This is a genomic window from Mucilaginibacter sp. A3364, from assembly GCF_059690715.1.
The window spans coordinates 2,069,335-2,083,155 of the sequence record NZ_JCAWED010000001.1 but is presented as its reverse complement, the minus strand read 5'-3'; the positions used below and the strand labels follow the sequence as shown (position 1 = coordinate 2,083,155).

Here is a 13,821-nt window from a genome sequence, read left to right as displayed (position 1 = left end):
AAAATCAAAACGAACTAGGATTTTTTTGATGAAAATGATTGCAGGGTATTATGAATAATGAAATATTGTTAAAAGCCATTATTCGCCAAAAACCTCGTAAACGGCCCCTTCCGGATATTCGTGTAGTTTCATAAGTTTATGTTTTTGCTCAATATCTTTTATACTGATCAATTCAGGGTTATCCAGCGCGTTAAACCATATTAAATAGTAATGTTTTACATTATAAAAGGCTTCGATTTTTTTGGTGAAAAAATGATGGGGTAGTAGTTTACACCTGATGCCGGCCGTGAAGTAAGCTGCTTCGTTAGCATCGGAATAAATTGGGATGCCGGGCTTGTAAATATGTTTGTGTGTTTTAAGGAAAACTACGAATTGCGATTTATTCCAGTCGTCATCAGTATAACCCGGGTTGCCGTATTCGTTTTGATCGTAATAACGGTCGTGGTCTGCATAATATTCATTAACGGTAAAGGTCAGCATCGCGACAGCAAACACTCCCCAGGCAATAAAACGCTTGGGTTTTTCAAAGCGGATGTTTTTTATTGCATTTAAAACCCAATAAGTACAACTCCATACCAAGGGAATGAAAATGGGCGATAACAAACGCGGATTAATACGCTCGTACCGTGAAAAGGTAGCCGATATTACTATGAATAAACCATACACTAAAGCAAAGGTTAATGCGATATGCTCGTAACCACTGGTGCGTTTACGGATGGTATTATATATCCATAAAGCTACCAATCCCGCTAATATCAGCCAGGCTAATGGTGAAGCGACTGTAGTCGCCGTTTTAACCGACAGGTTAAGCCACTCGCACATCACCTCGCCAAAATATTGCATATTTTTGCCGAATGACGTTATGGATGGTTCCCTGGGCCCGGTCACCGTTTTGGTAAGTATACTATTGCGAATAAGATTAGCTACCAATAACGAAATACAAACCGCTCCGTAAGTAATCACGTGAATCGTTTTTTTTCTTATCTGCAATTGTCTATCAAACAATAATAATAAACCGCCTGTGCCTATGATAGTAACCCCGGCATAACGGGTGATGGTGGCAATGGCTGCAATAAAAGCTATCAGCAACAAAGTAGCCATATTGTGCTTAATAATGTATTGTTTATAGGCGATGATAAACACCAGGCTTAACAGTATAAATAAAGTCTCAGACCATAAATAAGTATAAACCTGCAACAACGCCGGACTAAGCACAATAGCCGCCAACACCAATATTTTGTAAATCCGGGTAACGTTTACAAAACGCTCCATTATCCATCCGCTTAAAAAAATTACTGCGCCAAACAGCAAGCCATTTAATATAGGTGCTGCCGCGATAGGATCAAAGCCGGTAATGCCGAATACCCCAAAAAGAAAGAGCGGATAAAATACCGGAAAATCAACCAGTGGCAAGCCATTAAAAGTAGTGAAAGTGCCCTCGTCATGCAAGCTACGCGCCGCACTGGTGTACATAATTGAATCGGGCGAGATGCCGATGCCGCTGTAAGCAGTAAACAGCTGTATTATATAAAACCCTATAAAGGCCGCAATGAAGGAATCAAGACTTTTGAGGTAGCGGGTTATAGGCATGGGCTTTAATAATTCGTGTCATTTCGAAGCGTAGCGAGAAATCTTATACGCGGGACAGGTCGCTAGTATAAGATTTCTCCTCGTTCCTCGTCGAAATGACAAGTGGGTTTTTATTTTATCATCCCCAATACACTACTAATAGGCTGGTCGCTATCTATCAAAATCCCGGTTACACCTGCAGCGGTGCCGGCTTCAACATCGCGCTCGCGGTCGCCTATAAAGTATGATTGTGATGGGTCGATGTTATATTTTTCAATTCCATTAACCAATAAACCGGGTTTAGGTTTGCGGCAATCGCAGTCGCCGGTAAAATTGGGGTGGTGCGGGCAGTAGTAAAAGTCTGTAAACTTAACGCCGTAAGGGGCATAGGCATCGCGCAATTGCTGGTGCATTTGTCCAAGTGTTTCTTCGGTATACCAGCCTTTGGCCAGGCCGCCCTGGTTGGTAGCTACAATTAACAGGTAGCCTTTGTCCTGTAAAGTTTTAAGAGCCTCAAAGTTATCAAGGATATGAAAATCTTCCAGGGTACGTACATAATCACCCATTTCGCGGTTCAACACCCCATCGCGATCCAAAAAAACAGCTTTATTTTTTGCAGACATTTAATTCAATTTTTGGCAAAGGTAATAATTATAAAAAACCAGTTTTTAGTATCCGCTCTAAACCATAAAAAATTAAACAATACTGGTAATTATCACCAAAATTTAATAATTTAGGATAGGTTTAATGCGAAAAGAAAGACTAAAGTGAGGCTATTTTCGGCAAGTTCTATTTTGCCGATTCATAATATTGTAACCTAATTATTAACAAATTGATAATTTTAGGACTTATAAATACAATGTTATTTGAGATTATTTAAAAAGTTTGCTAATATTTTAAAATGCTTTATCATTTCTGTAATTTCGTGGTTACACCACAACTATAAATTTATTATAACACGGTTTAATTTTTACGATGGATCAAACTGAAAGTGAACAAGGCTTGTACAGGCCCGAATTTGAACACGACTCTTGCGGTACAGGTTTTATAACTCATATCGACGGACATAAAAATCACCAACTTATTGACGACGCGCTGAACATGTTGGCTAACATGGAACACCGCGGCGCCTGCGGCTGTGACCCTGACTCGGGCGATGGTGCTGGTATATTATTCCAGATACCGCACGAATTCTTTATGGAGGAATGCTCGGATCTAGAGATAAGCTTGCCTCAACCCGGCGAATATGGTGTAGGTATGGTATTTTTACCAAAAGACCCTGCACTTAGAAAAGCCTGCCGCACCATTATTGATAACGCGGTTGATAAGTTGGGCATACCTACTTTAGGTTACCGTAAAGTAGTGGTTGATTCATCTGTTATTGGTGAAACTGCACGCAGTGCCGAGCCGGAAGTAGAGCAACTGTTTGTTGCCCGTCCGCATTCGATCACCAATGTTGAAGATTTTGAGCGTAGACTTTACGTTTTGCGTCGCTATATTAATAAAACTGTTACCGAGACCTTACCGGGCGCACGTGATATGTTTTATTTCCCTTCATTTTCATGCAAGGTTATTATTTATAAAGGCCAGTTAACCACTTACCAGGTACGCCAGTATTATGCAAACGATTTGAACGATCCGCGGTTAAAGTCTGGTCTGGCATTGGTTCACTCTCGTTTTTCAACCAATACATTTCCGTCATGGAAGCTGGCTCAGCCATTCCGAATGATAGCACATAATGGCGAGATCAATACCTTGACCGGTAACCTGAACTGGTTCTACTCAGGCTTAAAGTCATATGCTTCGAGCTATTTTACAGCCGAAGAGATGGAGATGTTATTGCCGGTTATTGATAACAACCAGTCGGATTCTGCTTGTTTAGATAACATCATCGAGATATTACAACATACTGGTCGTTCATTACCACACGTAATGATGATGCTGATCCCTGAAGCTTGGGATGGCAACGAGCAAATGGACCCGATCAAGAAAGCTTTCTATGAGTTTCACGCTACTTTAATGGAGCCATGGGATGGCCCTGCGGCGATCAGCTTTACCGATGGTAAATTGGTTGGAGCGGTGCTTGATCGTAACGGTCTGCGCCCGTTGCGTTATACTATCACCAGCGATGGTAGAGTTATAGCTGCTTCTGAAACAGGCGCTGTTAAGATAGACCCTAAGATCATCGTACAGAACGGCCGTTTACAGCCGGGTAAAATGTTATTGATCGATACCGAAAAAGGTATGATCATTACCGACGAAGAAATTAAACAACAAATAGCTTCCCGCCAGCCGTATGATCGTTGGTTAGAGAACTATAAAATAAGACTGGAAGACCTTAAAGAGCCACGTTTAGCCTTTGCTAACCTGAGTGCCGACGCGGTTTTCCGTTATCAGCAAGTATTTGGTTACAGCCGCGAGGATATCGAGACCATCATTAAGCCAATGGCGCTTGATGGTAAAGAGCCTATCGGTTCAATGGGTACCGATGTGCCTTTGGCTATCTTATCTGATAAACCACAGCACTTATCAAGTTACTTTAAGCAATTCTTTGCACAGGTTACCAACCCGCCGATAGATCCTATCCGTGAGCGTTTGGTAATGAGCTTGGCTACCTTCATCGGTAACAACGGCAACCTGTTGGACGAGGATAAAATGCATTGCCATTGCGTAACGCTTAAGCACCCGGTACTTAAAAACCACCAGTTAGAAAAACTGCGTAGTATTGACACCGGCATGTTCCATGCTAAAACGCTGCAAACGTATTTTAATGCTGACGGTAACCCGGGTTCGTTACAAAAAGGTATCGAGCGCATTTGCCGCTACGCGGAAGACGCTGTTGCCGATGGTTTCGAGGTATTGATCCTTTCAGATCGCGCTTTGGATTCGGAACACGCGCCTATCCCTTCATTATTAGCTGTATCTGCGGTACACCACCACCTGATCAAAAAAGGTTTACGTGGCGCGGTAGGTATCGTGGCCGAGGCCGGCGATGTTTGGGAAGTACACCATTTCGCTACATTATTAGCGTTTGGTGCTACTGCTATCAACCCTTACCTGGCACAAGCGACTATCGAGAATTTGAAAGACAGCGGCGTGCTTGACACCAAGCTGGATAAAAAATACCTGTTAAAGAACTATGTAAAATCCATCAATGATGGTTTGTTGAAGATCTTCTCAAAAATGGGTATCTCAACTTTACAGTCATACCATGGTTCGCAGGTATTTGAGATATTAGGTTTGAACAAAGCCGTAGTTGATAAATACTTCAGCGGCGCGGTTACCCGTATCGGTGGTCTTGGTTTAGACGAGATCGCCCGTGAGGCCCTGTGCAAACACCGCATCGGTTTTGGCGCGCAAACCAGCGAAAGCAAATTATTACCTGAAGGCGGTATTTACCAGTGGAAACGCCGTGGTGAAGAACACTTGTTCAATCCAACTACAGTTCACTTATTACAACATGCTACCCGCAGCGGCAGCTATGATGTGTATAAAAACTACGCTAAAGCGATAAACGAACAAACCGAGAAGCATTACACCATCCGTGGTTTGCTTGACTTTGTTCATCATCGCGAAGCGATCTCGTTAGACGAGGTTGAACCGGCAGAGAGCATCATGAAGCGTTTTGCTACGGGTGCGATGTCATTCGGCTCCATATCACACGAGGCGCACAGCACTTTAGCTATCGCGATGAACCGCATTGGCGGTCGTAGCAATACCGGCGAGGGTGGTGAGGACGAGATCCGATACACACCGCTTGCTAACGGCGACTCTATGCGTTCATCTATCAAGCAAGTGGCTTCTGGCCGTTTTGGTGTAACATCAAATTACCTGACCAATGCCGACGAATTGCAAATTAAAATGGCGCAAGGTGCAAAACCGGGCGAAGGTGGCCAGTTACCTGGTGATAAAGTTGACGACTGGATTGCAAAAACCCGTCACTCAACGCCTGGTGTAGGTTTGATATCTCCGCCGCCGCACCACGATATTTATTCTATCGAGGATTTGGCCCAGCTGATCTTCGACCTTAAAAATGCTAACCGCCAGGCGCGTATCAACGTAAAGTTGGTATCAAAAGCAGGCGTAGGTACCATTGCAGCGGGTGTTGCTAAAGCACACGCCGATGTTATCCTGATAGCAGGTTATGATGGTGGTACAGGTGCATCGCCAATAAGCTCTATCAAGCACGCGGGTTTACCGTGGGAACTTGGTTTGGCCGAGGCCCACCAAACATTGGTACGCAACAAACTACGCAGCCGTGTGGTATTACAGGCCGATGGTCAGTTAAAAACAGGTCGCGATTTGGCAATTGCCTGTTTAATGGGTGCCGAAGAGTGGGGTGTAGCAACAGCAGCTTTAGTTGCAGGCGGTTGTATCATGATGCGTAAGTGTCACTTAAATACCTGCCCTGTAGGTGTTGCTACCCAGGATCCTGAATTGCGTAAACTATTCTCTGGTAAACCAGAGCACGTAGTTAACTTGTTCAAGTTCCTGGCAGAAGAGATGCGCGAGATAATGGCTGAACTAGGTTTCCGTACTATTAACGAAATGGTTGGCCGCGTACAGTTCCTGAAAGTAAGGGACAACATTAAAAGCTGGAAAGCTAAGAAAGTTGATCTTTCTGGCATGTTGCATCCGGTAACTAACGATAAACATTTAACCTTATATAACAGCGAGTCGCAGGATCATGGCATGGCCGAGATCATCGATTGGAAATTATGGGAAGATGCAAAACCTGCATTGGCTGATAAAACCCCGGTATTTGGCAGCTACGACGTTGTGAACACAGATCGTACTATTGGCGCTTTGCTATCAAACGAGATATCTAAAATATACGGTTCAGCAGGTTTGCCTGATAATACCATTAACTATAAATTCAAAGGCCCTGCCGGCCAAAGCTTCGGCGCATTCTCTACCAAAGGTGTTTCTTTTGAGTTGGAAGGCGAGTCGAATGACTATGTAGGTAAAGGTTTATCGGGTGCGCAGTTAGCCATCTATCCTTATACCGATTCTACTTTTGTTCCTGAGGATAACATCATCATCGGTAACGTAGCCCTTTATGGTGCTACTTCAGGTGAGTTATTTGTAAGAGGTATGGCCGGCGAACGTTTCGCAGTACGTAACTCGGGTGCTACCACGGTTGTTGAAGGTATAGGCGATCATGGTTGCGAGTACATGACCGGTGGCCGCGCGCTTATCCTGGGTAAAACAGGCCGTAACTTCGCGGCAGGTATGAGCGGTGGCTTAGCCTGGGTGTACAACGTTGACGGTACTTTTGCCGAAAACTGCAACACGGAGATGGTCGACCTTGATCCGCTATCAACCAAAGACGAAGAAGAAATATTAACCCTGTTGCGTAAACACGTAGCCTTAACTAAAAGTAAGCTGGCGCAGGATATCATCAAAAACTGGAGCGAAGCATCGACCAAGTTTATCAAGGTATATCCTAAAGAGTACAAGAGGGTTATTGAAAAATTACAATTACAAACTACAAGCAAATAATTTAGATGGGAAAAGCAACTGGATTTATGGAATTTGATAGGGAAATGCCCCACAAATTACCTCCTGCAGAACGTGTAAAAAACTACAACGAATTTGAAAGCTTGTATTCTGACGAACAGTTAAATAAGCAATCGGCTCGCTGCATGAACTGCGGTGTACCTTTTTGCCACTCGGGTTGCCCGCTGGGTAACATTATTCCCGAGTTTAACGATGCTGTTTATAAAGAGAAATGGGAAGATGCTTATGAGATATTATCGTCAACCAATAACTTCCCTGAGTTTACCGGCCGTATTTGCCCCGCACCTTGCGAAAGCGCCTGCGTATTGGGTATAAACAAACCACCGGTAGCTATTGAAGAAATAGAAAAACACATTATCGAGATAGCTTACCAAAAAGGTTTGGTTAAACCGACCGCGCCATTGATCAAAACCGGCAAAACTGTTGCAGTGGTTGGTTCAGGTCCTGCCGGTTTGGCGGCTGCCGCGCAATTGGCTAAAGCCGGCCACGAAGTAACTGTTTACGAGCGCGACGATAAAGTTGGCGGCTTGTTACGCTATGGTATCCCTGATTTTAAACTGGAGAAAACTGTTATCGATCGTCGTATCGAAGTAATGGAAAAAGACGGTGTGGTATTTAAAACTAATACCGAAATAGGTAAGGATGTAGCTGCTGATGAAATTACCCGCAATTTTGATGCGGTAGTTTTAGCGGGCGGGTCAACTATCCCTCGTGATCTTCCTATCCCGGGCCGTGAGTTGAAAGGTATTCATTTCGCCATGGATTTCCTGAAACAACAAAACAAACGTGTTGGTAATTCGCCAATTAAAGTTGAAGACATCCTGGCTACAGGCAAAGATGTAGTAGTTATTGGCGGTGGCGACACCGGCTCTGACTGCGTAGGAACATCAAACCGCCAGGGTGCAGCATCTATCAAACAATTTGAGGTGATGTTTCAGCCGCCACAGGCGCGTACACAGCACATGCCTTGGCCAACTTACCCAATGCTGTTAAAAACCACTACATCGCATGATGAAGGGGTTGAGCGCCACTGGGGTATCAATACCAAAGAGTTTTTAGGCGACGAGAACGGTAACCTGCGTGCTTTACGTATAGCCGACGTTGAATGGGAAGTTGACTTCCTGGGCCGCCCGGTTAAATTTACTGAGGTTGAAGGTTCTGAGCGCGAGATTCCTTGTCAGCGTGTATTCCTGGCAATGGGTTTCCTTAACCCACAATATGTTGGTATGCTGGAAAGCCTGGGTGTTGAGGTTGACGGTCGTAAGAATGTTAACGCTAAAGAAGGTGTTTATCGCACCAACGTAAGCAAAGTATTTGCTGCAGGCGATATGCGCAGGGGCCAGTCATTGGTTGTTTGGGCAATATCTGAGGGCCGCGAATGTGCCCGCAAGGTTGATGAATTTTTAATGGGTCACTCTGTATTAGAAAGTAAGGACTCTGTGAACCAATTCGACCAGGTATTTTAATTTTACCTCACTCTAAAACTTCATCATATTCCTCTTCCGTAAAATCGGGAGAGGATTTTTTTTAACAGCTACGTTTTTACTGGGGTTAAGCTGAAATTTATATATTTGGCTCCCGTTGACGTAATTTATTGTTGACCTTTAATACTTATGAGTACTACTACCGGCGAAATGAGTGAAAAGTACGAATTGGTTGTTGGCCTTGAGGTGCATGCCCAGCTATCAACCCAAAGCAAGTCTTTTTCACCAGATTCTGCAACATTTGGCGCCGACCCAAATACGCACGTAAGTGCTATATCATTAGGCCATCCGGGTACTTTGCCGCGTATGAACAAACGCATGGTAGAGTATGCCGTTAAAATGGGCCTGGCCTGTAACTGTACCATCAACCTTAATAATAGCTTCGCCCGCAAAAATTACTTTTATGCCGATCTGCCCAAGGGGTTTCAAACCACGCAAGATCAGCACCCGGTATGTTTAGGCGGCTACGTTACTGTTAAACTGCACGACGGAACTACCAAAGATCTGGCCATCCATCACATCCACATGGAAGATGATGCAGGCAAAAGTATGCATGATAACCATGCGGATGATTCTTTCATCGACCTGAACAGGGCAGGGGTGCCACTAATAGAGATTGTATCCCAACCGGATATGCGCAGCGCCGAAGAAGCCGGTCAGTTTTTGACGGAACTACGTAAGCTGCTGCGTTATTTAGATGTATGCGACGGTAACATGGAAGAAGGCAGCATGCGTTGCGATGCCAACATATCTGTACGCCTGCGCGGCGCTACCGAATATGGCAATCGCTGTGAAGTGAAGAACCTCAACTCTATCCGTAACGTGCAACGTGCTATTGAGCATGAATTCGCGCGCCAGGTTGCTGTTATTGAAGCCGGCGGTCACATAGATCAAAACACTTTAAACTTTAATGCCGACACCGGCGAAACATCGGTACTGCGCTCAAAAGAAATGGCGAACGATTACCGCTATTTCCCCGAGCCTGATTTGATGCCTTTAAAGCTGGATGAGGCTTACGTAGCAAACATCCGCCAATCGATGCCGGCCTTGCCGCACGAGTTGCACAAAAAATATATTGACCTGGGTATGTCAGATTACGATGCCTCGGTTATTACCGCTGACAAAGAGGTTGCCTTTTATTTTGAAGAGCTGATAAAGCATACCAAAAACTACAAAGCGGCTGCGCACTTGTTGATGGGCCCGGTAAAATCGCATTTGAACGAAACCGGTACACACTTAAATGATCTGCATTTGCAGCCTGAGCAACTGGCCGGTATCATTAAATTGGTGGATGCTGGTGCTATCAACAACTCGGTAGCGGGGCATAAGTTGTTTCCGGCCTTGTTAAGGTCGCCGGATAAAACGGCAGAGGAGTTAGCTAAAGAGCTGAACCTGTTGATCACCGCGGACGGTAACGACGTAGACGAATTTATTAAAGCCGCTATAGCAAAATTTCCTGACAAGGTAAAAGAATACCAAAAAGGTAAAAAAGGCGTTTTGGGTTTGTTTATGGGCGAAGTAATGAAGCTTTCAAAAGGCAAGATCGATCCGCAGAAAACAAACCAGATATTAATTAAAGCATTAGAAGAATCAAAATGAGAATACGTTCAGTAATTTACGGCCTAGGTGCGCTGGCTTTGTTAACAGCATCATGCAAAAGCAAAACAGATTTCACTATTAACGGAACGGTTAAAAACCCGGGCCAGGTAACAAAAATATACTTATTGCAGGCTGATACCACGCAGGTAGTGGCTGTAGACTCGTCAAACCTAAGCGAAGATGGCAAGTTTCAATTTAAACGCGCTACACCTTACGCTAACCTGTATAAATTACGCATAGGGGAGAGTGGCTTCGACCTGATCGTACAAAATGGCGAGGAGGTTGAGTTTAGTACCGATCTGAATGATAAAGCCCATGTTTATGAAGTAAAGGGTTCGGATGAATCTGAAAAATTAAAAGAGCTAAACAAGATCACAAACATCTACGTAGAGAAAAACAACCAGATAGTTGCAAAATACCAGGAGTTTGTACAGCGAACAGGCAAACAATCTGATTCGTTGATGAAAGTACTGATGCCGGGATACCTTAAAAACTTAACTGAATCCGGCAACGCCATTTTAGATTTTGCTAAGAAAAATGAATCATCACTGGCCGCTTTTTATGGCGTAAGCACGCTTGATCCTATGCGTTTTGAAAAAGACATGGTTGCTTACGGCGATGTTTTGAACAGCAAAGAGTATTTTAAAGGAAATCCTTCGGTAACCCGCTTTGTGCAGCAAATGCTGATAGCTAAACCTATCTCTATCGGTCATAAAGCGCCTGATTTTGATATTGCAGGCATTGATGGTAAAGCTATTAAACTATCAGACTATAAAGGCAAATATGTAATGCTGGATTTCTGGGCATCATGGTGTGGCCCTTGCCGTGCCGAAAACCCGAACGTGGTTAAGCAATACAACCTGTACAAAGACAAAGGTTTTAATATCCTGGGTATTTCGCTGGATTCGGAAAAAGGCGCTTGGGAAAAAGCCGTAGTCGACGATAAATTAACCTGGGCGCATGGTTCGGATCTGAAACGTTTTGAAGGGCCAACCGAGTCGTTGTACCATATTTTGGCTATCCCGTCAAACTTCATAATTGACCCTCAGGGCGTTATTGTAGCCAAAAATGTGACTGGTGCTGATCTTGAAGCTTTTTTAAACAAAACGTTTAATAAGATTCAATAGTATGTTAAAATAATGTGATATTTAACAATTTGTTAATATTGGCGTAACTGTAAGCTTTCATTAAGCGTATACTTTTACAGCATAAAAATCACATTATCCATGAGCACCACTGCTAAACAGAAAATATTGATCGTTGATGACGAACCCGATATCTTAGAGCTTATTGAATATAACCTTAAAAAAGAAGGTTACCAGGTGTTTTTGGCCCGCAATGGCCAAGAAGCCGTTGCCGAAGCTAAACGCTCATTACCTGATCTGATCGTACTCGATATTATGATGCCTAAAATGGATGGCATCGAGGCTTGTCGGATTATGCGCACTATGCCCGAGTTTAAAAGCACTTTTATGGTATTCTTAACTGCACGCAGCGAAGAGTATTCAGAAATTGCAGGCTTTAATGTAGGTGCGGATGATTACATTGCCAAACCTATTAAGCCACGCGCATTGGTTAGCCGTATAAACGCGATACTACGCAGAAATGCCCCTGCCGAAGAAGTTATCGACAATAAACTGGAAATAGGCGACCTGGTGATTGACCGCGAAGCCTACCTGGTTTACAAAAATGGCGAGAAAGTAGTTTTAGCAAAAAAAGAATTTGAATTACTTTACCTGCTGGCCTCAAAACCCGGCAAAGTATACACCCGCGAAGTTATCCTGAAAAACATCTGGGAAGACTCGGTAGTGGTAACCAATCGTACCATCGACGTACACATCCGTAAAGTACGCGAGAAACTGGGCGACGATATCATATCTACCGTAAAAGGCGTAGGTTATAAATTTGAAGCATAACCAAAAAGGCCCCGATTTATCGGGGCCTTTTTGTTATAAGCCATTAGGCATTACAGCAAAGGCTTACGTTTTGTTTTTGTAGCCGTGCTCTTAGCTTTAGTGGCTGTAGCTCTTGGCGCAGTTGCTTTTTTTGCTGCCGCGACTTCAGTTTTAGCTTTATCGGTAACTGCTTTGGCTTTTGTTTCGGCTTTAGCTTTTACTTCCTTAGCTTCAGTTTTCGCTTTAGCAGCAATGTCCTTCACCTGTTTATCAGCTTTGGACTTTACCTCGGTAGCTTTTGTTTTAGCTTCCTTAACGGTTGCTTTGGCTTTTACAGTAGCATCCTTTACAGCAGCTTTAGTTTTTGCTGTCGCGGATACGGCCGCTTTTTTTACAGTGTTTTTGGCAGCTGTAGCCTTTTTAGCTACGGTGCGTTTTGCAGGAGCTGCTTTTTTGGTCAGGTCCTCGTATTTTTCTTCTACGGTTTCCTTAACATCTTCGGCGGTTTCTTTAGTGCCTTCCCAAAGTTCCTCTATTGTTTCTTTAACCCTTTCGAAAAAGCCTTTTTCTTCGGGTCTGTCTGCGTTAGTACTCATTATGTTTTTATTTTAGGTAGTTAATAGATGTTTTTTGAAATACAATAACCACGCCAATTGTGGTTTGTTTTACAACGCGCAGACTTACGAAGTTTTAGAAACTTCGTAAGTCTTGAAATTAACCGTATTTTTGCAGCCACATGAAAATACCCAAGTTTACTGACCTGATATTATTTGAAGACGACGACCTGATCGTGATAAACAAGCCGGCCTTTATCAGCTCGCTTGATGAGCGGGGAGAGGGCAGCAGCGAGATAAGCATATTACGTATGGCCAAGGCCTACAGCGACGACGCGCAGATATGCCACCGATTGGATAAAGAAACTTCGGGTGCCTTGATTATAGCTAAAAATCCGGAAGCATATCGTACAGTATCCATGCAGTTTGAGCGTCGGCAGGTAAATAAAGTGTACCACGCGGTTATTGATGGCACCCATGTTTTTGATAACCTGTTTGTTGATCTGCCGATACTAAACGTAGGCAAAGGCAGCGTAACTATCAGTAGACAGGAAGGCAAACGTGCCGAGACCTGGTTTCAATCATTAAAGTTTTTTAAGCATTATACTTTGGTGGAGTGCAGGCCGGTTACCGGGCGCATGCACCAAATTCGTATACATTTAGCTACACAGCGTGCGTCAATAGCGGGCGATGAAATGTATAAAGGTAAGCCGGTTTACCTGTCAGAGATCAAGCGTAAGTATCGTTTGGGCAAGGATCAGGAAGAGCTGCCCATCATGAAGCGTTTTGCCCTGCACGCGTATCAGGTAACATTTAAAAAATTGGACGGCGCAGAACTCAGCATTCATGCCCCATATCCTAAAGACTTTGAAACGCTGTTGAAGTTGTTGGAGAAGTTTGATAGTTGATTTACGTAAAAAGTAACAGGAAATGCCAGAAGCGGTAATCGAATTTCTCTGTCATGATAAGGAGGAGCCATATACGGTGCAACTAGAACCTGAACCTATACTTTTTATGGTAAGTCCTAAAACTACTTTAAAATTTGTAGCACAATGTGATTCGCCATTTAACTGGGCCATTTTAGGCGGTGGTGGTGGCATCCAACTATGTCCTGAATCAAAAGGTAATTACGATATAACTATCTATGAAAATGACGTTTTGTTATTGGATTTGTATAAGTATATGAAATACATGAAATAG

General features: G+C 43.6%; 10 protein-coding genes. 7 read left to right on the top strand and 3 right to left on the bottom strand.

Going from position 1 to position 13,821, the window contains the following annotated elements; genetic code table 11:
- Nucleotides 1-78: 78 nt before the first annotated feature.
- Together AC59JT_RS09290 and AC59JT_RS09285 are read right to left on the bottom strand one after the other, a co-directional pair.
- Entirely contained in the window at nt 79-1,590 is a 1,512-nt protein-coding gene (locus AC59JT_RS09290; RefSeq protein ID WP_497398046.1) for a hypothetical protein, read from the bottom strand.
- 110 nt (nt 1,591-1,700) lie between these two features.
- On the bottom strand, nt 1,701-2,192 hold the full coding sequence (locus AC59JT_RS09285; protein ID WP_497398044.1) for a D-glycero-alpha-D-manno-heptose-1,7-bisphosphate 7-phosphatase: 492 nt from the start codon (nt 2,190-2,192) through the stop codon (nt 1,701-1,703).
- A gap of 352 nt (nt 2,193-2,544) precedes the next feature.
- Here AC59JT_RS09285 and gltB point away from each other — a divergent pair, with 352 nt between their 5' ends.
- The 5 genes from gltB (at nt 2,545) to AC59JT_RS09260 (ending at nt 12,088) form a co-directional block, all read left to right on the top strand.
- A complete protein-coding gene (gene gltB, locus AC59JT_RS09280) occupies nt 2,545-7,071 on the top strand; it encodes a glutamate synthase large subunit (RefSeq protein ID WP_497398042.1) in 4,527 nt (1,508 codons plus the stop codon).
- 5 nt (nt 7,072-7,076) lie between these two features.
- Nucleotides 7,077-8,555, top strand: coding sequence for a glutamate synthase subunit beta (locus AC59JT_RS09275; RefSeq protein WP_497398040.1), 1,479 nt, complete (start codon nt 7,077-7,079; stop codon nt 8,553-8,555).
- A gap of 147 nt (nt 8,556-8,702) precedes the next feature.
- Nucleotides 8,703-10,172 (top strand): Asp-tRNA(Asn)/Glu-tRNA(Gln) amidotransferase subunit GatB, encoded by a 1,470-nt coding sequence (gene gatB, locus AC59JT_RS09270; protein WP_497398038.1) that lies wholly within the window; start codon nt 8,703-8,705, stop codon nt 10,170-10,172.
- Complete coding sequence (locus tag AC59JT_RS09265) at nt 10,169-11,299, top strand: redoxin domain-containing protein (RefSeq protein ID WP_497398036.1); 1,131 nt, start codon at nt 10,169-10,171, stop codon at nt 11,297-11,299. Before gatB ends, AC59JT_RS09265 begins: the two co-directional genes overlap by 4 nt.
- Nucleotides 11,300-11,398: 99 nt before the next feature.
- Nucleotides 11,399-12,088 carry a response regulator transcription factor gene (locus AC59JT_RS09260; protein ID WP_497398034.1) on the top strand — a complete coding sequence of 230 codons (690 nt, stop codon included), beginning with the start codon at nt 11,399-11,401 and terminating at the stop codon, nt 12,086-12,088.
- A 50-nt stretch (nt 12,089-12,138) separates the two neighbouring features.
- Here AC59JT_RS09260 and AC59JT_RS09255 read toward each other — a convergent pair whose 3' ends face one another.
- A complete protein-coding gene (locus tag AC59JT_RS09255) occupies nt 12,139-12,663 on the bottom strand; it encodes a hypothetical protein (RefSeq protein WP_497398032.1) in 525 nt (174 codons plus the stop codon).
- A 140-nt stretch (nt 12,664-12,803) separates the two neighbouring features.
- On the opposite strand from AC59JT_RS09255, the gene AC59JT_RS09250 reads away from it, so the two are divergent.
- Both AC59JT_RS09250 and AC59JT_RS09245 read left to right on the top strand, forming a co-directional pair.
- Complete coding sequence (locus tag AC59JT_RS09250; RefSeq protein ID WP_497398030.1) at nt 12,804-13,529, top strand: RluA family pseudouridine synthase; 726 nt, start codon at nt 12,804-12,806, stop codon at nt 13,527-13,529.
- Nucleotides 13,530-13,551: 22 nt separating this feature from the next.
- The gene (locus tag AC59JT_RS09245) at nt 13,552-13,821 is read left to right on the top strand and encodes a hypothetical protein (protein ID WP_497398028.1); all 270 of its coding nucleotides are present in this window, start codon (nt 13,552-13,554) and stop codon (nt 13,819-13,821) included.